22 protein-coding genes and 1 other RNA gene are annotated in these 18,799 nt (G+C 65.5%); 15 read left to right on the forward strand and 8 right to left on the reverse strand.

All coding sequences use genetic code 11. The features are described from left to right. Positions 1–15: 15 nt before the first annotated feature. Positions 16–540 carry a peptide deformylase gene (def, locus tag AC0WRY_RS32440; protein WP_211415612.1) on the reverse strand — a complete coding sequence of 175 codons (525 nt, stop codon included), beginning with the start codon at positions 538–540 and terminating at the stop codon, positions 16–18. Positions 541–710: 170 nt separating this feature from the next. On the opposite strand from def, the gene AC0WRY_RS32445 reads away from it, so the two are divergent. The 3 genes from AC0WRY_RS32445 to AC0WRY_RS32455 all read left to right on the forward strand — a co-directional run bounded on the left by AC0WRY_RS32445 (position 711) and on the right by AC0WRY_RS32455 (position 3,908). Continuing rightward, positions 711–1,907, forward strand: a complete 1,197-nt coding sequence (locus AC0WRY_RS32445; protein ID WP_194404768.1) for a DNA recombination protein RmuC — start codon at positions 711–713, stop codon at positions 1,905–1,907. 174 nt (positions 1,908–2,081) lie between these two features. After that, positions 2,082–2,438 (forward strand): GIY-YIG nuclease family protein, encoded by a 357-nt coding sequence (locus AC0WRY_RS32450; protein WP_491123528.1) that lies wholly within the window; start codon positions 2,082–2,084, stop codon positions 2,436–2,438. A gap of 111 nt (positions 2,439–2,549) precedes the next feature. Beyond that, positions 2,550–3,908, forward strand: coding sequence for an AmpG family muropeptide MFS transporter (locus AC0WRY_RS32455; RefSeq protein ID WP_491122414.1), 1,359 nt, complete (start codon positions 2,550–2,552; stop codon positions 3,906–3,908). A gap of 155 nt (positions 3,909–4,063) precedes the next feature. Here the strand turns inward: AC0WRY_RS32455 and AC0WRY_RS32460 are convergent, their stop codons facing one another. The 5 genes from AC0WRY_RS32460 to ffs form a co-directional block, all read right to left on the reverse strand. Continuing rightward, positions 4,064–4,501 carry a hypothetical protein gene (locus tag AC0WRY_RS32460; protein ID WP_194404770.1) on the reverse strand — a complete coding sequence of 146 codons (438 nt, stop codon included), beginning with the start codon at positions 4,499–4,501 and terminating at the stop codon, positions 4,064–4,066. 30 nt (positions 4,502–4,531) lie between these two features. After that, on the reverse strand, positions 4,532–5,134 hold the full coding sequence (recR, locus tag AC0WRY_RS32465) for a recombination mediator RecR (protein ID WP_194404771.1): 603 nt from the start codon (positions 5,132–5,134) through the stop codon (positions 4,532–4,534). A 1-nt stretch (position 5,135) separates the two neighbouring features. After that, positions 5,136–5,456, reverse strand: a complete 321-nt coding sequence (locus tag AC0WRY_RS32470; protein ID WP_194404772.1) for a YbaB/EbfC family nucleoid-associated protein — start codon at positions 5,454–5,456, stop codon at positions 5,136–5,138. Between the two features lie 26 nt (positions 5,457–5,482). Beyond that, positions 5,483–7,321 (reverse strand): DNA polymerase III subunit gamma/tau, encoded by a 1,839-nt coding sequence (locus tag AC0WRY_RS32475; protein WP_491122415.1) that lies wholly within the window; start codon positions 7,319–7,321, stop codon positions 5,483–5,485. A gap of 96 nt (positions 7,322–7,417) precedes the next feature. Continuing rightward, an RNA gene (gene ffs / locus AC0WRY_RS32480) (signal recognition particle sRNA small type) lies at positions 7,418–7,514 on the reverse strand. Between the two features lie 181 nt (positions 7,515–7,695). Here ffs and AC0WRY_RS32485 point away from each other — a divergent pair. From AC0WRY_RS32485 to AC0WRY_RS32525, 9 genes are all read left to right on the forward strand, one after another. Beyond that, positions 7,696–8,541 carry a transporter substrate-binding domain-containing protein gene (locus tag AC0WRY_RS32485; protein ID WP_194404774.1) on the forward strand — a complete coding sequence of 282 codons (846 nt, stop codon included), beginning with the start codon at positions 7,696–7,698 and terminating at the stop codon, positions 8,539–8,541. 135 nt (positions 8,542–8,676) lie between these two features. Then, a complete protein-coding gene (locus AC0WRY_RS32490) occupies positions 8,677–9,339 on the forward strand; it encodes an amino acid ABC transporter permease (protein ID WP_194404775.1) in 663 nt (220 codons plus the stop codon). Further along, the gene (locus tag AC0WRY_RS32495) at positions 9,336–10,130 is read left to right on the forward strand and encodes an amino acid ABC transporter ATP-binding protein (protein ID WP_194404776.1); all 795 of its coding nucleotides are present in this window, start codon (positions 9,336–9,338) and stop codon (positions 10,128–10,130) included. Before AC0WRY_RS32490 ends, AC0WRY_RS32495 begins: the two co-directional genes overlap by 4 nt. After that, a complete protein-coding gene (locus tag AC0WRY_RS32500) occupies positions 10,130–10,885 on the forward strand; it encodes an SDR family NAD(P)-dependent oxidoreductase (protein WP_194404777.1) in 756 nt (251 codons plus the stop codon). Before AC0WRY_RS32495 ends, AC0WRY_RS32500 begins: the two co-directional genes overlap by 1 nt. Then, entirely contained in the window at positions 10,882–12,009 is a 1,128-nt protein-coding gene (locus AC0WRY_RS32505; RefSeq protein WP_491122416.1) for a muconate cycloisomerase family protein, read from the forward strand. The genes AC0WRY_RS32500 and AC0WRY_RS32505 overlap by 4 nt, the downstream gene beginning before the upstream one ends. Before the next feature lie 171 nt (positions 12,010–12,180). Beyond that, a complete protein-coding gene (locus AC0WRY_RS32510; RefSeq protein ID WP_194404779.1) occupies positions 12,181–12,600 on the forward strand; it encodes an HIT domain-containing protein in 420 nt (139 codons plus the stop codon). Between the two features lie 9 nt (positions 12,601–12,609). Further along, the gene (nudC, locus tag AC0WRY_RS32515; protein ID WP_194404780.1) at positions 12,610–13,548 is read left to right on the forward strand and encodes an NAD(+) diphosphatase; all 939 of its coding nucleotides are present in this window, start codon (positions 12,610–12,612) and stop codon (positions 13,546–13,548) included. 6 nt (positions 13,549–13,554) lie between these two features. Continuing rightward, a complete protein-coding gene (locus AC0WRY_RS32520; RefSeq protein ID WP_194404781.1) occupies positions 13,555–14,472 on the forward strand; it encodes a sugar kinase in 918 nt (305 codons plus the stop codon). A gap of 102 nt (positions 14,473–14,574) precedes the next feature. After that, a complete protein-coding gene (locus AC0WRY_RS32525) occupies positions 14,575–15,084 on the forward strand; it encodes an Lrp/AsnC family transcriptional regulator (protein WP_025032510.1) in 510 nt (169 codons plus the stop codon). A gap of 3 nt (positions 15,085–15,087) precedes the next feature. On the opposite strand, the gene AC0WRY_RS32530 is transcribed toward AC0WRY_RS32525, so the two are convergent. Further along, the gene (locus AC0WRY_RS32530) at positions 15,088–16,440 is read right to left on the reverse strand and encodes a sensor histidine kinase (protein ID WP_491122417.1); all 1,353 of its coding nucleotides are present in this window, start codon (positions 16,438–16,440) and stop codon (positions 15,088–15,090) included. After that, positions 16,437–17,159 (reverse strand): response regulator, encoded by a 723-nt coding sequence (locus AC0WRY_RS32535; RefSeq protein ID WP_491122418.1) that lies wholly within the window; start codon positions 17,157–17,159, stop codon positions 16,437–16,439. Before AC0WRY_RS32535 ends, AC0WRY_RS32530 begins: the two co-directional genes overlap by 4 nt. 182 nt (positions 17,160–17,341) lie before the next feature. Between AC0WRY_RS32535 and AC0WRY_RS32540 the strand changes: the two genes are divergently transcribed. The 3 genes from AC0WRY_RS32540 to AC0WRY_RS32550 all read left to right on the forward strand — a co-directional run bounded on the left by AC0WRY_RS32540 (position 17,342) and on the right by AC0WRY_RS32550 (position 18,797). Then, positions 17,342–17,563 (forward strand): hypothetical protein, encoded by a 222-nt coding sequence (locus AC0WRY_RS32540; RefSeq protein ID WP_194404783.1) that lies wholly within the window; start codon positions 17,342–17,344, stop codon positions 17,561–17,563. Positions 17,564–17,636: 73 nt separating this feature from the next. Then, positions 17,637–17,948 (forward strand): cysteine rich repeat-containing protein, encoded by a 312-nt coding sequence (locus tag AC0WRY_RS32545; RefSeq protein WP_491122419.1) that lies wholly within the window; start codon positions 17,637–17,639, stop codon positions 17,946–17,948. A 9-nt stretch (positions 17,949–17,957) separates the two neighbouring features. Continuing rightward, positions 17,958–18,797: a sterol desaturase family protein gene (locus AC0WRY_RS32550; RefSeq protein ID WP_491122420.1), complete on the forward strand. Its 840-nt coding sequence runs from the start codon at positions 17,958–17,960 to the stop codon at positions 18,795–18,797. Positions 18,798–18,799 lie beyond the last annotated feature (2 nt).

Raw genomic sequence — 18,799 nt, forward strand, 5'->3', positions numbered from 1 at the left:
TGGAGACGTGTCGCTTTATTCCGCTCGCTTGGCGGCTTTCTCGAACTTCTTCATCACGCGGTCGCGCTTGAGCTTCGACAGATAGTCGACGAACAGGACGCCGTTGAGATGATCGATCTCGTGCTGGATGCAGGTGGCGTAAAGGCCTTCGGCGTCCTCCTCGTGCACCTTGCCGTCGAGATCGGTGAAGCGCACGCGCACTTTCGCGGGGCGTTCGACCTCCTCGTAATATTCGGGGATCGAGAGGCAGCCTTCCTCATAAACCGACAGCTCCTCGGACGAGGCGATGATCTCGGGGTTGATGAAGACGCGCGGCAGCGGCTTGGTCTCGCCGTTCTCGTCGCGCTTGGCAAGGTCCATGGTGATCAGCCGCAGCGGCTGCGCGATCTGGATCGCGGCCAGGCCGATGCCGGGCGCGTCGTACATGGTCTCGAACATGTCGTCGGCAAGCTTGCGGATCTCCGAGGTGACCTTCTCGATCGGCTTGGAGACCAGACGCAGCTGCTTGTCGGGCAGGATGATGATTTCTCTGAGGGCCATGGCCGCGATTTAAGCCCCAGGCCGGATGCGGTCAATGCGGCCAGGAACCCTGTTAACCCCTCGCTAACCATAAAGCTTCGTCTTTTGTTAACCATAAAAATTAGGGGAGCATTAACCGCCTACGTTCTCCCTTCGTTCGCTAATGCCCGGCGAATCGGCTACAAGGCGCCATGAACGAGATCATTTTCATGCTGGGCGAATGGCCGGTGCGCACCATCGATGCGCTGATCGGCTTCGGGGCCCTCGTCCTCATCCTGCTGGTGGCCATCGCAATCGTCATCGCGCGGTCCGGCCGGCGCGGCGCGGAACTCGCGATGGCACATGCGATCCGGGCTGACGAGCTCGAGGAGCGCTTGAGCGAGGTGCTGCGCGCCCAGAGCGAGTCTTCCGGCCGGGTCGACGCCATGACCCAGGCGCTGGCGGGACGCCAGGCCGAGATGGCGCGGGCGGTCAACGAGCGGCTGGATTCGGTGACCCATCGCGTCGGCCAGTCCATGGAACATTCGACCCGCAACACTATGGAGAGCCTGCGCGCATTGCACGAGCGGCTCGGCATCATCGACAGCGCGCACAAGAACCTCACCGATCTCACCACGCAGGTGACGACCTTGCGCGACGTTCTCGCCAACAAGCAGTCGCGCGGCGCCTTCGGCCAGGCGCGGATGGAGGCGATCGTCCAGGACGGCCTTCCCAAGGGGGCCTACGAGTTCCAGTTCACGCTCTCGACCGGCAAGCGGCCCGACTGTGTCGTGTTCCTGCCGGACCAGCGCCCGCTCTGCATCGACGCGAAATTCCCGCTGGAGGCGATGACGGCGCTGCACGACGCCCGCACCGACGAGGAGAAGCGCGTTGCCACGCAGCGGCTGCGCGGCGACGTGATGAAGCATGTCAGCGACATCGCCGAAAAATATCTCGTTACCGGCGAGACCCAGGAGATGGCGCTGATGTTCGTGCCGTCGGAATCGGTCTACGCCGAGATCCATGACGGCTTCGACGACGTGATCCAGAAGGCCTACCGCGCCCGCGTCGTGCTGGTGTCGCCCTCGCTGCTGATGCTGGCGATCCAGGTGATGCAGCAGATCATGAAGGACGCGCGCATGCGCGATGCCGCCGACCAGATCCAGACCGAAGTGATCAAGCTCGGCGACGACCTGGGTCGTCTCAGGGATCGCGTGGTCAAACTGCAGAAGCATTTTTCCGATGCGAACGAGGACGTCCGCCAGATCCTGATCTCCGCCGACAAGATCGAAAAGCGCGCAGGCCGCATCGAGGAGCTCGATTTCAGCAAGAGCGATACTCCGGAAGGACCGCGCCTGGTGGCAGGCGCCGGCGAGCTGTTTCCGCGGAAGCTGCAGGCGGGGGAGTGATCGGGGCGACACTGTCATGCCCCGCGCAGGCGGGGCATCCAGTACGCTGCGGCGGTTATGATTGAATCGAGATGCCGGTGAATCGAGATGCCGGTGATTACTGGATCGTCCGCCTTCGCGGAGGATGACGGCGGTGGAGGCGGTCAAGCGGGTGCACGCCATTACTACGTCTACATTCTCGCGAGTAAGATTGGCGGCACTCTCTATATTGGTGTCACGAACGACCTGATCCGCCGCGTCGCAGAGCACAAGTCAAAACTCATCGAGAGCTTCACGGAAAAGTACGACGTCGCGAGGCTCGTCTACTTCGAACAGTTCGACGATCCCGAGAACGCGATCAAGCGGGAAAAGCGTCTCAAAAAGTGGAACAGGGCCTGGAAGGTTCGGTTGATCGAGCAGCAAAACCCAAATTGGAATGATCTTTATCACGAGATCGCTGGCCACCATGACGCCGTCTCGATCTGTCATGCCCCGCGAAGGCGGGGCATCCAGTACGCCCCGGCGGTTGAAATTGAATCGAGCCGCTGGTGATTACTGGATCGTCCGCCTTCGCGGACGATGACACCGAGGATGCATCGACGACTTTCCGTCTCGCTGGCGTCACCAGAGTCTTTTCCCCCAGAATCTGCTAACACCCCCCTCATGACCGCACCCGACGCGACCTCCCCCGCCGCCGCTCCTGCGACCTCCTGGCGCGATAGTCTTGCCGTTTACCTGCAGCCGCGGGTGCTGATCGTGCTGTTCCTCGGCTTCTCCTCCGGCCTGCCGCTGGCATTGTCGGGCTCGACGCTGCTGGTGTGGATGCGCGAGGCGGGGGTCGACCTCAAGACCATCGGCCTGTTCGCGCTGGTCGGCACGCCCTACACGCTGAAATTCCTCTGGGCGCCGCTGGTGGACGCGCTGCATGTGCCGCTGTTCACCCGCGCGTTCGGGCGGCGGCGCGGCTGGCTGCTGTTCTCGCAGCTCTTGCTGATCGTCGCGATCCTGCTGCTGGCCATGACCGACCCCGCGCGCTCGCCGTTCTACGTCGCGCTGGGCGCGCTGCTGGTGGCGACGACATCGTCGACGCAGGACATCGTGGTCGACGCCTTCCGCGTCGAGAGCCTGCCGGAGAGCGAGCAGGCCGCCGGCATGGCGGCTTATGTCGCCGCCTACAGGATCGGCATGCTGGTCTCGACCGCGGGCGCGCTGTTCATCGTCTCGGGCTTCGAGGGCACCGGCATTCCGCGGCAATCGGCCTGGATGTGGGGCTATGTGGTGATGGCTGCGATGGTGCTGATCGGCACGATCACGGCGCTGGCCGCGACCGAGCCCGGGCAATCGGAGCGGGCTGAAGCCGCGAGGAAAACGGAGACTGCGTTTGCGCGCGTGCTGCGCGCGGCGATCGGGGCTTTCTCGGAGTTCCTGTCGAGGAAAGACGCGCTCGCCGCGCTGTCTTTTGTCGTGCTGTTCAAGTTCACCGACGCTTTCTGCGGCACGATGACCGCGCCGTTCGTGATCGACCTCGGCTTCACCCGCAACGACTATGCAGCCATCGTGAAGGGCGTCGGCCTCGCCGCGACCCTGATCGGCGGATTTGCCGGCGGCTTCGTCGCGCGGCGCTATCCGCTTGCGGCATCGCTCTGGATCGGCGGCGTGGTGCAGGCGCTGGCCAATCTGACCTTCTCCTGGCTCGCCATCGTCGGCACCAATCAATGGGCGCTGGCGCTCGCCATCTGCGCCGAGAATTTCACCAGCGCCATCGGCACCGTGATCTTCGTCGCCTATCTCTCGGCGCTGTGTCAGAACCCGCTGCACACGGCGACGCAATATGCGCTGCTCACCGCGCTCGCGGCGGTGGGGCGGACCTATCTCTCGTCGGGTGCCGGATTCGTGGCGGCTGCGACCGGCTGGCCGCTGTTCTTCGTGATCTGCGTGCTGGTGGCGATCCCGAGCCTGATTCTGCTGGCCTGGCTGCAGAGGCGCGGGCATTTCGAGGCGCTGGGGCCGGTGAGGGTGTAGCCACCACTCGCTGTCATGCCTCGCGAAGGCGGGGCATCCAGTACTCCGAGACAGTTGTGATTGACCGAGAGGCTGCGGCATACTGGATCGCCCGCCCCTGTGCGCAATTGCGCACTAGGCGGGCGATGACACCGGGATCGAAGAGAACACGCCGCCTATTGCTTCCTGATGATGCTCCACTTGGTGATCACGGCTTCGCTCATCTGGCCGGCATCGCTGGCGCAGGCGATCTCGTCGACCTTGACGGAGATTTCCTTGCCGACGAACGATTTCAGCTGCGTGGCCTGCGCGTCGCTGGAGGTGACGAGCTGGAAGGTCTCCGGCCCGGTCTCCAGATTGCAAAGCCCGTTCGGCGCCGGCAGGCGGCGCGGCTCGGAGGTGATCTGGTACATCGCGATCCGCTTGCCCGCCTTCTTGACGTCGCGCACCTTCATCGCGTTCAGCTCGCCCGACAGCACGTCGCCGGTATTGATCGGCTTGCCGGGCTTGGACGGCGGCGGCGTGTCGTCACCCTGCTGCGCGGCGATGGCCGGAGTCACCAGCATCGCCATCGTCGCGACCAATGCCAATCGTGTGGCGAAGAGTTTCGTCATGTCGTCCGTTCCGTGAGATCTATGGGATGGCTAGAACAGGGTCCGCTGCCGCATCGCTGCCGATAGCGTACCTTCATCGAGATAATCAAGCTCGCCGCCGACGGGAACCCCGTGGGCGAGCCGCGTCACCTTCACATTGGCGTCCTGAAGCAGGTCGGTGATGTAATGCGCCGTGGTCTGGCCGTCGACCGTCGCATTCAGCGCCAGGATGATTTCGTGCACCTCGGCCGCATGCGCGCGCGCAACCAGCGCGTCGATGGTCAGATCCTGCGGGCCGACGCCGTCGAGCGGCGACAATGTCGCGCCCAGCACATGATAGCGCCCTTGGGTCGCGTTGGCCCGTTCCAGCGCCCAGAGGTCGGCGACGTCGGCGACGACGACGATGATGGATGGATCGCGCTTCGGATCGGTGCAGACCGTGCAAGGATTCTGCGTGTCGATGTTGCCGCAGGTCTTGCAGACCTCGACCTTGTCGAGCGCGACCTGCAGGGCCGAGGACAGCGGCATCATCAGCGCTTCGCGCTTCTTGATCAGATGCAGCGCCGCGCGCCGCGCCGAGCGCGGACCGAGGCCCGGCAGCCGCGCGAGCAGCTGGACCAGCCGCTCGATTTCAGGACCTGCAACAGCGCCCATATTATTGGCCGAACAGCCCCGGCGGTAGGCCGAGCCCACCGGTGAGAGCCTGCATCTTCTCCTGCATCGCAGCCTCCGCCCTGCGGCGCGCATCGCCCATGGCGGTGACGAGCAGGTCTTCCAGCACCTCGCGCTCTTCCGGCTTCATCAGCGAGGGATCGATCTTGACGGCCTTGACGTCCATCTTCGCGGTCATGCGCACGGCAACGAGGCCGCCGCCGGAGATGCCCTCGACTTCCACGTTGGCGAGCTGCTCCTGCATCTCCTGCATCTTGGATTGCAGCTGCGCCGCCTGCTTCATCATGCCGAGAAAATCAGCCATCGGTGTCTGTCCTTGAAAAGGCCGGCTCAGAGATCGTCGTCGACGTCGGAACCGTCGGGCGGATCATCACTGCCATAGTCGGTGTTTATATTGGTTTCCGGCGTCTCCGGGGCAAGCCTGCGGACCTCGACGACCTTCGCGCCGGGGAAACGCGACAGCACCTCCTGCACGCGCGGATCGGCCTCAGCGGTACGCGCATGCTCCTGCTTGGCAGCCTGGTTCACCGAGCGCAGCGTCGGCTGGCCCTGCTCGTTCGACACGATGATGGTCCAGCGCCGGCCGGTCCACTGCTCGAACTTCTTTGCGAGCTCGGAGATCATGGTCTTGGAGGCGTTGGGCTCGAGCGCGACCTCCAGCCGGCCCTCCTCGAAACGAACGAGGCGCATGTCGCCTTCGAGCGCGCCCTTGGTCATGAGGTCGCGCTTCTGGCCCGCGAGCGCAACGAGCTGGGTGAAACTCGTGATGCGCAGTTGCGGCGCGGCGCCTTGCGGATCCGGGGCGGGCGCGGCCATCTGCGGCCGGGCGCCACCGCCGAAAGCTGATGGCGATGATGTCGGCATGCGAACAGGCGCGGCAGAAACCGGCGCTGCGGAGGCCATCGGCGCGGCCGGCGCGCTGCTGCGCGCAGCACTGCCGCCGCTCACGACCGGCGAGCCGCCGCCGTTCTGCTCCAGCATCCTGATGGCTTCGTCGGGTGTCGGAAGGTCGGCGACATAGGCGATGCGCACCAGCACCATCTCCGCGGCGGCGGCGGGACGCGTCGCGGCCTGCACCTCGGCGATGCCCTTGAGCAGCATCTGCCACATCCGCGACAGCACGCGCATCGAGATCTTCGCGGCGAACTCCTTGGCGCGCACGCGCTCGGTCTCGCCATAGGCGACGTTGTCGGCGGTCGCCGGCACGATCTTCACGCGGGTGACGAAATTGACGAATTCGGCGAGGTCCGAGAGCACGACGATGGGATCGGCGCCGACATCGTACTGATCACGGAACTCCTTGAAAGCAGCCGCGATGTCGCCGCGTGCCAGCGACGCGAAGAGGTCGATGACGCGGGTGCGGTCGGCAAGGCCCAGCATCTGCCTGACCGCATCGGCCTTCACGGTGCCTGCCGCATGCGCGATCGCCTGGTCGAGCAGCGACAGCGAGTCGCGCACCGAACCCTCGGCGGCGCGCGCGATGATGCCGAGCGCCTCCGGCTCGATCTCGACGTTTTCCTTGGTGGCGATATTGGCAAGGTGCTTCATCAGCACGTCGGCCTCGACACGGCGCAGGTCGAAACGCTGGCAGCGCGACAGCACCGTGACCGGAACCTTGCGGATCTCGGTCGTCGCGAACACGAATTTGGCGTGCTCCGGCGGCTCCTCCAGCGTCTTCAGGAAGGCGTTGAACGCCGCCGTCGACAGCATGTGGACTTCGTCGATGATGTAGACCTTGTAGCGGGCGCTGGCCGGCGCGTAGCGCACGCTGTCGTTGATCTGGCGGACGTCGTCGACGCCGGTGTGCGAGGCCGCGTCCATCTCCAGCACGTCCATGTGCCGGCTTTCCATGATCGCCTGGCAATGCACGCCCAGCGTCGGCATGTGGATGGTCGGCCCCTTCACCGAACCATTCGGCATCTCGTAGTTGAGTGCGCGGGCCAGGATGCGCGCGGTGGTGGTCTTGCCGACGCCACGGACGCCGGTGAGGATCCAGGCCTGCGGAATGCGCCCGGTTTCGAACGCATTGGAAACGGTGCGGACCACGGCCTCCTGGCCGATCAGATCGTCGAAGCTGGAGGGGCGGTATTTGCGCGCCAGCACCCGGTACGGCGCGTTGCCGGCCGGGCCGGCGCTATCGGGGTTGGGAGGGGCGCCAGCGTCGGTCATCAGTCGATCCGCAATGAAATGTCTCGTGGCCGGCTTTTTGCGGAAAGGAGCGCGCTGGCGGCTGGTGCCGCCGGCGCTGGTTCGCTCGAAAAACAGGTAGGAGACTGACGAGCGACCCGATCCGGACCTCGTTAGGGCTGCTTCCTTCCGGACCTGACCCGGTTGGCGAGTGGCTCGTCCACCGCCAATCTCCCGGTCCCTATTTGGGGCCAAAGGAGCCGGAAAGCAAGCGGGTATCGCCCGGATCAGGTTGCTCCTGCCCAGCATCCGGGCAATTGCCGGCCTGCCCAGCCGATAGGCTGTGCTTTCGCCGATGGGACCGCCTTGCTAAGAACGCTGACGGAACCCGTCCAACCAGAAGAGCAGTGATCCCAATGGTTACACGTCGTGATGTTGCATCGATTGTCGGACTTGGCGCGATGACCGCGGCTGCGCTGGCCGCGCCCGCCGTGGCCCAGACCGCCGAGCCGAACGAATCGACCTTCGCCCGCATCCGCCGGACCAAGAAGATGCGGATCGGCGCGGTCGGCGGCGGCGCGCCCTATTACATGAAGGACCTGTCCAGCGGCCAGTGGAAGGGCTTCTACATCGACATTGCCAAGGGGCTCGCCGACGACATGGAGGCCGAGCTCGAGATCACCGAGACCACCTGGGGCAATTCGGTGCTGGATCTGCAGGCCAACAAGATCGACATCTTCTTCGGCCTCAACCCGACCCCGAAGCGCGCGCTGGTGATCGACTTCTCGGTGCCGGTCTTCAACAACGCCTTCGCCATCCTCTGCAAGAAGGACTTCAAGCCGAAGAGCTGGGCCGAGTTGAACTCGCCCGACATCAAGATCGCCGTCGACCAGGGCTCCTCGCACGACCAGGTCGTCAGCCGCCTGACGCCGAAGGCGCAGATCACGCGGCTGAAGACCGCCGACGACGCCACCGCCGCGCTGCAGACCGGCCGCGTCGACGCGCAGTGCCTGATCACGATGCTGTCGCTGACCGTGCTGAAGAAGAACCCCTCGCTCGGCCAGCTCGTGCTGCCGACCCCGATCTTTGCGACGACGTCCAATGCCGGCTTCCGCCGCGAGGCCGACAAGACCTGGCGCGACTACGTCAACACCTGGATCGACTTCAACAAGGGCCTCGGCTTCATCCGCAACGCGATCATCACCAACATGGAGCTGGTGGGCGTGACGGAAGCGGACATTCCGCCGGGCGTTTCGTTGTAAGTTTCACCCGTCATTCCGGGGCTCGCGAAGCGAGAACCCGGAATCTCGCGCTACAATCTCTGGATTCCGGGTTCGCGACTTCGTCGCGCCCCGGAATGACGGTGCAAACGGAACCCACGATTGAGTTAATCACGCATGTATCAGTGGGACTTCGGCATCCTCTGGAGCTATCGCTGGCTCTTTCTCAACGGGCTTGGCGTCACCGTCGGCTTTACCGTGGTGATCGTCGTGCTCGGCCTGGTGTTCGGCCTGTTCGGCGCGTTCGGCAGCCTGTCACGCTTCAAGCCCGTGCGCCTTCTCGCCCTCACCTTCATCGAAGCGTTCCGTTGCACGCCGCTCCTGGTGCAGCTGATCTGGTTCTATTATGCGCTGCCGATCCTCGCCGGCGTCGAGATGACGCCGATCACGGCCTCGGCGCTGGCGCTCTCGCTCTATGGCGGCTCGTTCTATTCGGAGATCATTCGCGGCGGCATCATCTCGATCGACAAAGGCCAGTCGGAAGCCGGTGCCGCGCTCGGCATGACGCCGGGACAGAGCATGCGGCGCATCGTGCTGCCGCAGGCGATCAAGCGCATGATCCCGGCGCTGATGAATCAGTCGATCATCCAGTTCAAGAACACCTCGCTGGTCTCGGTGCTGGCGGTGCCCGACCTCGTCTACCAGAGCCAGGTCGCCGCCCATGACAGCTACCGGCCGCTGGAGACCTACACCGCGGTCGCAGTCGCCTATGCGGCGATCCTGATCCCGCTCACCATCCTGGTCCGCCGCGGCGAGAAGCGACTGGCGGTGAGCGAATGAGCGAGACGCAAAAGATAGAGATCCGAGCCTTACGCAAGAGCTTCGGCAGCAACGAGGTCCTGAAGAACATCAATCTCGACGTCGCCAAGGGCGGCGTCGTCGCGCTGATCGGACCGTCGGGGTCAGGCAAATCGACGCTGCTTCGCTGCATCAATCTGCTGGTCGTACCCGACGGCGGCAGCGTCCGCGTCGGCGACACGCGCTTTGCCTTCGGCGACGGCGCAGAACTCCCGGACGTGAAGACGCTGGCAAAATTCCGCGCCACCACCGGCATGGTGTTCCAGCACTTCAACCTGTTTCCGCACATGACGACGCTGCAGAACGTGATGGAAGGGCCGGTCACGGTGCGGCGCATGGCCAAGGCCGATGCCGAGAAGCTTGCGCGGGCGCAGCTCGCCAAGGTCGGCCTTGCGGAGAAGGCGGACCAATATCCGGCGACGCTCTCGGGCGGCCAGAAGCAGCGCGTCGCGATCGCACGCGCGCTCGCCATGGAGCCTGACGTCATGCTGTTTGATGAGGCGACCTCGGCGCTCGATCCGGAGCTCGTCGGCGAGGTGCTGAACGTGATCCAGCAGCTCGCGTCCGAAGGCATGACCATGGTGATCGTCACCCACGAGATCGCCTTCGCTCGCGAGGTTGCCGACCGTCTGATCTTCATGCGCGACGGAATCGTCGTCGAGGAAGGCCCGGCGCGGCAGGTGATCGACAACCCAAGGGAAGCGGCAACGCGCGCCTTCCTCAGCCATTTCCATCGCACCGGCGCATTGCCGCCGGTCAATGCAGCATCCTGATGTCTGATATCAATCGCGTCTATCTCGTCACCGGCGCCGCCAGCGGCATCGGCCGTGCCACCGCAAAACTGCTCGCCGCGTCCGGCACCGGGCTGCTGCTGCACACGCGCTCCAACGCGGAAGGTCTCGACACGACCGCAACGGAAGCCGAAGCGAAGGGCGCTGCCGTCGCCAAATGCCTCGGCGATCTCGCCGAAGCAACAGCAACCACCGACGCCGTCGCGGCCACGCAAGCTGCATTCGGCCGGCTCGATGGATTGGTTCTCGTCGGCGGCCATGCCCGGCGCGGTAGTGCGATTGGCACGCCAGCGGATGAGTTCCGCAGGGCCATGGACGAATCGGCGCTGGCCTTCACGCGGCTGGTCGATGCCGCGCTGCCGCTGCTGCGCGCGGGGCAAGACGCGCGCATCGTGGCGGTATCGTCCTTTGTCGCGCATGCGATACGACCTGATTTCGCGCCGTTCGCTGCGACCGCCGCGAGCCGCGCCGCGTTGGAAGCGCTGGTGCGCCTCACCGCGATCGAGCTCGCGGGCGACGGCATCACCGTCAACGCGGTGGCGCCGGGCCTCATCGTCAAGGACAGACCGAGCGAGAACCGGCTGTCGCCCGATCAGATCGCGGCCACCGAAGCGCTGATCCCGATGCGCCGCCGCGGCCGTCCGGAGGAAGTCGCAGAAATCATCGCCTTCCTGGCATCACCGAAGGCGTCCTACGTCACCGGCCAGGTCTGGCACGTCAATGGAGGCCTGACATGAGCGAAGCAACCGTCGAGCGCATCAGGCTGTTCCTGATCGAGAGCCCGATCAAGATGGCCCGCCTGCAGGGCGTCGGCAACGTCAAGGGCACCGTGAAACGGGTGCTGATCGAGCTGACCTCGAGCGACGGCGTGGTCGGCTGGGGCGAGGCGGCGCCGTGGGAGGTCTTCACGGGAACACCTGAGGCCGCGTTCTCCGCGCTCGACATCTATTTGCGGCCCATCGTTCTGGGCAAACCGGTTCGCCGCATCCGCGCGCTGATGGCGGAGCTCGACCGCGCGCTGGTCGGACACGCGGAAGCAAAAGTCGCGGTAGAGATGGCGCTGCTCGACATCGTCGGCAAATCATCGGGGCTGTCGGTCGCCGATTTGCTCGGCGGCCGCGTGCGCGACACCATTCCCCTCTCCTTCTCGATCGCCGATCCGGATTTCGCTGCGGACCTCGAGCGCATGCGGAAAATGGTTCCTGACGGCAATTTCATCTACAAGGTCAAGACCGGCGTGAAATCGCATCGCGAGGACCTCGATCATCTCGAGACGATCCGCAAGGAATTCGGTGACAAGGTGGACTTGCGCGTCGACTACAACCAGGCGCTGACACCGTTCGGCGCAATAAAAATCCTGCGCGATGTCGAGGCGTTCGCCCCGACCTTCATCGAGCAGCCGGTGCCGCGCAAATATCTCGACGTGATGGCGCAGCTCACCGCCGCGCTGGAGACGCCCGTACTCGCCGACGAAAGCTGTTTCGATCGCCGCGACATGATGGAGGTGGTACGCCGCGAGGCGGCCGACGCCGTCTCGATCAAGCTGATGAAGGCCGGCGGCCTGTTCGAGGCGCAGGCGATCATGGCGATTGCCGACATCGCCGGCCTGCCCGGCTATGGCGGCACGCTGTGGGAGGGCGGCATCGGGCTGGCCGCCGGCACGCAGCTGATCGCGGCGACGCCGGGCATTTCGCTCGGCTGCGAGTTCTACATGCCGCATCATGTGCTGACCGAGGACGTGCTGGAAGAGCGCATCGCCAATCGCGGCGGCCATGTCGTGGTGCCCGACGGCCCCGGCCTCGGCATCCGCGTCAGCGAAGCCTCGGTTCGTGCTAACGCAAGGGTGCTGGCGGAGGCGTGAGCCGCCGGTCGCGCGACGAACCCAGCTGTCGTCCCGGGTCTGCGCTGACGCTTGTCCGGGACGACGATCGTGTATGCGTGAGCAGCGGAGCCGCCAACCTTCCCCTTGCCAACTCCCTATCGTATGCTCGTGCCCAACAAGCCCGATCCCATCGGGCATTCGGAAACACCTATGTCTGATCCCGCCTGGTCGCTGCACTCCCGCCTGAAAGAGGACACCATCGACATCGGCGACTTGCCGCTGTCGAAGGTGCTCGTCATCAAGGACGCGCATTATCCCTGGTTGCTGCTGGTGCCGCGGCGCCCCGATGCGGTCGAGATCATCGATCTCGACGAGGTGCAGCAGGCGCAGCTGATGACCGAGATCTCCCGCGTCTCGCGCGCGCTGAAGGAGATCACCAAATGCGACAAGCTCAATGTCGCCGCGCTCGGCAACCTCGTGCCGCAGCTTCACGTTCACATCATCGCGCGCCGCACCAGCGACGCCGCCTGGCCGCGGCCGGTCTGGGGCGTGATGCCGCCCTTGGCGCACGACGCCGCAGAAGTTCAGAGTTTCATCAGCGCGCTTCGCCGCAAGATCTGGTTGGGTTGAAGGAATATAATGTCAGCATTCGACGCCTTTCCGCTGGGACAGCCCGCCTTCGTCACCAACATCCTCGATCGCGCCGCGCATCTGCGCCGCGACGACGAGAAGCTGTTCGCGATGGAGCAGAAGCCGACTTCGCGCGCCTATGTCGTTTATCGCGACTCGCTGCTGGTCAAGCGCGAGGGCGACAAGATTCGCGCGCTGCTCTCGATCGACGAGGCCCTGAAGTGCGGCGCCAATCCCGGCACCATCTTTCTCGGCCTGCGTGACGGCGCCGCGGTGTTCGGCATGGGCCTGGCGCAGGCCGCCGCCGAGAAGCTGGTGGGGCGTGAGGACTACACCGTGACCGAGCTGCGTGGCATGGCGATGCAGGGCGCGATCCCGCCCGAGGAGCTCTCGGCGATCGCGATGGCGAAATCGATGGTGAGCTGGCACCAGCGCCACGGCTATTGCGCCAATTGCGGCGCCCGCAGCGCGATGAAGGAAGGCGGCTGGAAGCGCGATTGTCCGGCGTGCAAGGCCGAGCACTTTCCGCGCACCGATCCGGTCGTGATCATGCACGTTGCCTCCGGCGACAAGTGCCTGCTCGGCCGCCAGAAGCAGTTTCCCCCCGGCATGTATTCCTGCCTCGCCGGCTTCGTCGAGGCCGCCGAGACCATCGAGGACGCGGTGCGCCGCGAGATCCTGGAGGAATCCGGCATTCGCTGCACCGACGTGCAGTATTACATGACGCAGCCCTGGCCCTATCCGTCGTCGCTGATGATCGGCTGCAGCGCGCGGGCCGTGAGCGAGGACATCGTCGTCGACCGCATGGAGCTGGAGGACGCGCGCTGGTTCACGCGCGAGGAGGCCGCCCTGATGCTGACGCGGACGCATCCAGACGGGCTCGCCGGCCCGCATCCCTTCGCCATCGCCCACCACCTGCTCGGCCGCTGGGTCCACGACAAGAGCTGACCGCCGATGGCGCTACCGAAGGCCGCGCCGCGCATCCTTTGCATCGGCATTCCCGTGCGCGACCTCACATTTCGGGTCGAGGCCGTGCCCGCGCGCGGCAGCAAGGCCAACGCCACGCATCTCGCCGAGATCTGCGGCGGCAATGCGCTCAATGCCGCCATCGCGATCGCGCGACTTGGCGGCCGCGCCGCGTTCACCGGACCGATGGGCGATGCGCGCGAGATGTCGAGCGGCTTTATCCTCGATCGCATGACCGCCGAAGGCATCGAGACCAGCCATATCGTGCGCATGCCCGATGTGAGCACGCCCGTATCTGCGATCATCATCGACGCGACAGGTGAGCGGACGCTGACGATTTATCGCGATCCCGCGCTGTGGACGGTCAAGCTGCCCGATGACGACACGCTGCTCGACGACTGCCGGGCTGTCCTGGTCGAGAGCCGCTGTGCGGAGTTCGCGATCTCCCTCTGCACCGAAGCACGCCGGCGCGGCATTCCCGTCATCGTCGGCGTCGACCGCGCGATGTCGTTGCAGGACGGCCTGCTGACCGCCGCCTCGCACCTGCTGTTCGCCAGCGAACAGGTGCAGGAGACGGCCGGTATCGCTGATGACGGCGAGGCCTTGAGGCGCCTCGCGCAGCTGACGCCGGCCTTCCTCGCCGCAACCCGCGGCCCGCGCGGCACGATCTGGCTGAACGAGACAGGCGAACTGGAGGAGATCCCGGCCTTCCCGGTCGAGGCGGTCGATACGCTCGGCGCGGGCGACGTCTTCCATGGCGCCTTCGCGCTTCGCCTCGCCGAGGGCGCGGAGGTCCGGGAGGCGCTGCGATTCGCCGCGGCCGCCGCAGCGCTGAAATGCACCCGCCATGGCGGTGGCCAAGCCGCCCCACAACGCGTTGAAGTTGAAGAGCTTTTGCACAACTGACCCTGGAGCAATCCACTGTTGCGCCGAGATTATGGGCTTGCTGTGGAAGGATTTTCTCTATATCAGGGAAATCAGCCCTTGAAATGGAACAACGTTCTTCAAATGACTGATGTCGCCGTCCAGATCCCCGAGACCAGCCGCCGCCTCGATGCCATCGATCGCAAAATCCTGATGGTACTCCAGGAGGATGCCTCCCTCTCCGTCGCTGAGATCGGCGACCGCGTCGGCCTGTCCTCGACCCCCTGCTGGAAGCGTATCCAGCGGCTGGAGGCCGACGGCGTGATCATCAAGCGGGTTGCCCTGGTTGACCAGAACAAGATCGGGCTCGGCATCTCCGTGTTCGTGTCGGTCGAGAGCTCCGACCATTCCGACGCCTGGCTGAAAAGGTTCGCCGAAGCCGTCAGCGCCATGCCCGAGGTGATGGAGTTCTATCGCATGGCCGGCGACGTCGATTACATGCTGCGCGTCGTGGTCGCGGACATGCAGGCCTATGACGTGTTCTACAAGAAGCTGATCAGCGCCGTGCCGCTGAAGAACGTCACCTCGCGCTTCGCGATGGAGAAGATCAAGTCGGTGACGGCGCTGCCGATCCCGGCGGTGGTGGCGGCCTGAGTCTCACGCCGGCCGAAATACCGGCAGCGCGACGTTGACGCGGGTGCCTCCGCCCGGGGCCGCTGCGATCTCGATCGTTCCGCCATGGGCCTCGACCAGGCTGCGCACCACCGCGAGGCCGAGGCCCGCGCCGCCGGTCGCGCGATTGCGCGACTTCTCCAGCCGATGGAACGGCTCCAGCACGGTCTGGCGTTGATCGGCGGGAATGCCGGGCCCTTCATCGTCGATCGACACGAGGAAGACACCGTCCTTCGTCGCGGTTCGCACATGCGCAGCGTGGCCATAGGCGAGCGCATTGTCGATGATGTTGGCGAAGATCCGCCGCAGCGCCAGCCGGTCGCCGAGCACGACGGCATTCCGGGCGCGCTCGTCCGTCACCAGGGCGACCGGTTTGCCCTGAACGCGCCGGTCGTGCACCTCGACGCCGATCAGCGCAGCGAGCTCGACCATTTCCTGTGACAGGCCGCCGGCGCCGGCCCGCGTCGACAGCAGCGCATCGTCCAGCAGCCGGATCATGTCGTCGATGTCGGCGACCGCCCGTTGTCGCTCGGTATCGTCGGCGATGTGCTCGACCCGTAGCCGCAGCCGGGTCGCGAACGTCCTGACGTCATGGGCGATGCCCCCGACCAGCGTCATGCGTGCACGCAACATCTCGGCGAGGCGGCCTTGCAGGCGGTTGAACGCGGCGATGACGGCGCGGATTTCCGGCGCGCTGCGGCGGGCGTCCGGCAGCGTCGGAGGATCGGCCGACAGATCGACCCGATCGACCGCCGCGGCGAGCTGCGCCAGCGGTCGCGTCTCGCGCTGCATGACGATCAGCGCCAGCAGCGCCACGATCGAGCCGAACAGGCCGGCGCCAAAGCCGACGGGCAGGCCGAACGGGGTCACCGGCAGGCGGGTATAGGCATCGATGATGAGAAGATCGCCGCCGCGCAGTCCGATGCGGAATTCGACGGCATTGGCCATCAGCCGTGCGAGACGGGGAAACAGACGGCTGGCGCGATGATCGGGCGGAGATACGATCTCCACCGCGCGGCCCGCAAGGCCGGCCGCATAGGTCTCGCGCAACTGTGCCTGCTGCGGCGGCGTCTCGCCGGCAACCGGCGCGCCCGACGGCACGATCCGCGCCATGAATTGCGGCGACGACACCGCATCGAGAACGGCCTGCCGCGCGTCGCCGGACATGCGCTCGAGCAGCGTTGCCAGCGCATCGAGCCGCGCCGGCGAAGGCCGCGTCAGCTCGTTTTCGTGCACCGTGGTTCGATAGAAGACCGCCAGGACGACGGTGACCACAACCGTGAATCCGACCAGTCCGATCAGAGCCAGCCGGGCGGCGAGCGTCACGCGCAGCATCATGACACCTGCTTCACGTTCGCGGTGAAGAGATAGCCGCCATTGCGCACCGTTGTGATCAGGTTGGAGCCGGGACTGGCGCCGTCGAGCTTCTTGCGCAGCCGCGAAATCAGCATGTCCACGGTGCGGTCGAACGGTTCGGCCGAACGTCCACGCGTCCAGTCGAGGATCTGGTCGCGGGTCAGCACCCGGCGCGGGCGCTGCACGAAGCAGCCGAGCAGATCGAACTCCGCACTGGTCAATTGCAGCGCCGCGATCGGGTCCTCGACGGTCTCGACGCTGCGCGAATCAAGATCGATGACGAAGCGGTCGAACGCAAAGCGCCGAAGCAGAGGCTTTACCGGTACCCCGCCGGCACGACGGAGGATGGCACGGACGCGCGCCAGCAGCTCGCGCGGCCCGAACGGTTTCGTCAGATAATCATCGGCGCCCATTTCGAGACCGACGACACGATCGATCTCGTCGCTCTTGGCGGTGAGCATCAGGATCGGAAGCGAATCGTCCGCCCGCAAGCGACGACAGATCGAAAGCCCGTCCTCGCCCGGCAGCATCAGATCGAGGATGACGAGGTCGGGCCGCACGCGCTGGAGCATCGAGTCCATCGCCTTGCCGTCGGCGACGCAGGCGATCTCGAACCCCTCGCGCCGCATGAAGTCGGCGACGAGGCGGCTGATCTCCGGGTCGTCTTCCACCATGAGAATCGTGGCTGCTTGCGTGTTCATGACCGCATTGTGGGCAACGGCCGGCGTCAAGCAAGGGCGCGGGCCCTCTTGTTACATAGTGTTACACGAGGCCGACAAAGCCATAACAATCGTTTCGTGCCGGCAATGCGCCGCAGACGCGGCTCGACCAGTCTCTTCCCGTGGCTCCGCTTAAGGCAGCCTCCCACAAGGAGACGACGACCATGACCAAGTTCTTCCTGACCTCACTCGTCATCGGCACCCTCTCGGTTGCCGCGGCAGCCGATGCCAATGCCTGGACGCGGTCGGCGACGGCGAGCGGGCCGCGCGGCACCTCGAGCGTCACCGTGAGCGGCAGCTGCGCCAATGGCAGCTGCACGCGCAGCGCCACACGTACCGGTCCTGCCGGGAACACCTACACCCGCACCGGCACGGTCTCGCGCTGAGCGGGCGGACCGTCGCCGCATCTGCCCCCGGGCGGCGACGGTCCATCGAAACAGACCAGAAAGGATCAGCACCATGACATCAATCGTCCGTGCCCTGCCGCAAGCTGCGGCCATCGTCGTCCTCGGCGCCTCGACCTCCGCATGGGCCCAGAGCCAGCTGCAAACGCAGATCACGCCGCAGATGCGCAACGAAGCGCGTACCGTCATGCAGGCCTGCCGTACCGATTATGAGGGCCTTTGCAGCAACGTCGCGCCGGGTGGCGGACGCATCCTGGCCTGCTTGCAATCCCATGCCGGCCAGCTCACCTCGTCCTGCGCACAGGCGCTGCCTCGCGCGCAGGCGCTACGGGACGGCGCCGTCCGCGCCGGCGTCGCCCCGAAATAGGGGGACGTCGTGGCCTATGCTTCTCTCCTGCTCGATCCGCCGATTCGGCGCGCGATCCTGGCAACCGCTGTCGGCCTGATGCTGCTCGAATATGGCATCGGCCGGCTCGCACACCACGACACCCACGACTGGCGCGAGAGCGTCGCCTCGTTCGGCGTCGCGCTGGGACAGAACCTGCTCCGTGCGATCGAGGCCGGTATTCTCGCCGTGCCGTTCGCCTTCCTGTACGAACACCGGCTGTTCGACTTTGAGCAGACCGCTCCGCTTGCGCTCGCAGGATTATTCATGGGCAGCGAGTTTCTGTACTATTGGCAGCACCGCGCCTCGCATCGGATTCGCTGGATGTGGGCGACCCATGCGGTGCATCACTCGACGACGCGACTGGACCTGACGGCGGCGATCCGGCTCGGCTGGACCGGCAACATCTCGGGCAATTTCCTGTTCTTCCTGCCGCTGGCTCTGATCGGCTTTCACCCGCTCGCGATCGTGGCGATGCTCGGGATCAACCAGCTCTATCAGTTCTTCATCCACAGCGGCTTCGCGCCGAAGCTCGGCGTGCTCGAATGGGTGCTCAACACGCCGAGCCATCATCGCGTACATCATGCCTGCAACGAGCCGTGTCTCGACAGGAACTACGGCGGCATCCTGATCGTGTTCGACCGCCTGTTCGGCACCTTTGCCGAGCGTCCCACGGATCAGCCGCTCCGTTTCGGCCTGGTCGGCGGCACCCCGTCCTTCAACCCGATCCGGATCGCGCTGGGCGAATGGATCGCAATGCTGGGCGACGCCTGGAAAACGCGCGGCGCAAGCGCGAAGCTGCGCGCCCTGTTCGGGCCGCCGGGAGGCTGAGC

The organism is Bradyrhizobium sp. T-12 (assembly GCF_058314695.1).

Excerpts from the sequence above, each read along its gene's own strand:
- AC0WRY_RS32490 (WP_194404775.1), top strand. The coding sequence starts at position 8,677 with ATGTATCAGTGGGACTTCGGCATCCTCTGGAGCTATCGCTGGCTCTTT.
- AC0WRY_RS32445 (WP_194404768.1), top strand. The coding sequence starts at position 711 with ATGAACGAGATCATTTTCATGCTGGGCGAATGGCCGGTGCGCACCATC.
- AC0WRY_RS32475 (WP_491122415.1), bottom strand. The coding sequence starts at position 7,321 with ATGACCGACGCTGGCGCCCCTCCCAACCCCGATAGCGCCGGCCCGGCC.
- AC0WRY_RS32460 (WP_194404770.1), bottom strand. The coding sequence starts at position 4,501 with ATGACGAAACTCTTCGCCACACGATTGGCATTGGTCGCGACGATGGCG.
- AC0WRY_RS32510 (WP_194404779.1), top strand. The coding sequence starts at position 12,181 with ATGTCTGATCCCGCCTGGTCGCTGCACTCCCGCCTGAAAGAGGACACC.
- nudC (WP_194404780.1), top strand. The coding sequence starts at position 12,610 with ATGTCAGCATTCGACGCCTTTCCGCTGGGACAGCCCGCCTTCGTCACC.
- AC0WRY_RS32540 (WP_194404783.1), top strand. The coding sequence starts at position 17,342 with ATGACCAAGTTCTTCCTGACCTCACTCGTCATCGGCACCCTCTCGGTT.
- def (WP_211415612.1), bottom strand. The coding sequence starts at position 540 with ATGGCCCTCAGAGAAATCATCATCCTGCCCGACAAGCAGCTGCGTCTG.
- AC0WRY_RS32500 (WP_194404777.1), top strand. The coding sequence starts at position 10,130 with ATGTCTGATATCAATCGCGTCTATCTCGTCACCGGCGCCGCCAGCGGC.
- AC0WRY_RS32525 (WP_025032510.1), top strand. The coding sequence starts at position 14,575 with ATGACTGATGTCGCCGTCCAGATCCCCGAGACCAGCCGCCGCCTCGAT.
- AC0WRY_RS32520 (WP_194404781.1), top strand. The coding sequence starts at position 13,555 with ATGGCGCTACCGAAGGCCGCGCCGCGCATCCTTTGCATCGGCATTCCC.
- recR (WP_194404771.1), bottom strand. The coding sequence starts at position 5,134 with ATGGGCGCTGTTGCAGGTCCTGAAATCGAGCGGCTGGTCCAGCTGCTC.
- AC0WRY_RS32535 (WP_491122418.1), bottom strand. The coding sequence starts at position 17,159 with ATGAACACGCAAGCAGCCACGATTCTCATGGTGGAAGACGACCCGGAG.
- AC0WRY_RS32530 (WP_491122417.1), bottom strand. The coding sequence starts at position 16,440 with ATGATGCTGCGCGTGACGCTCGCCGCCCGGCTGGCTCTGATCGGACTG.
- AC0WRY_RS32470 (WP_194404772.1), bottom strand. The coding sequence starts at position 5,456 with ATGGCTGATTTTCTCGGCATGATGAAGCAGGCGGCGCAGCTGCAATCC.
- AC0WRY_RS32485 (WP_194404774.1), top strand. The coding sequence starts at position 7,696 with ATGGTTACACGTCGTGATGTTGCATCGATTGTCGGACTTGGCGCGATG.
- AC0WRY_RS32455 (WP_491122414.1), top strand. The coding sequence starts at position 2,550 with ATGACCGCACCCGACGCGACCTCCCCCGCCGCCGCTCCTGCGACCTCC.
- AC0WRY_RS32545 (WP_491122419.1), top strand. The coding sequence starts at position 17,637 with ATGACATCAATCGTCCGTGCCCTGCCGCAAGCTGCGGCCATCGTCGTC.
- AC0WRY_RS32505 (WP_491122416.1), top strand. The coding sequence starts at position 10,882 with ATGAGCGAAGCAACCGTCGAGCGCATCAGGCTGTTCCTGATCGAGAGC.
- AC0WRY_RS32495 (WP_194404776.1), top strand. The coding sequence starts at position 9,336 with ATGAGCGAGACGCAAAAGATAGAGATCCGAGCCTTACGCAAGAGCTTC.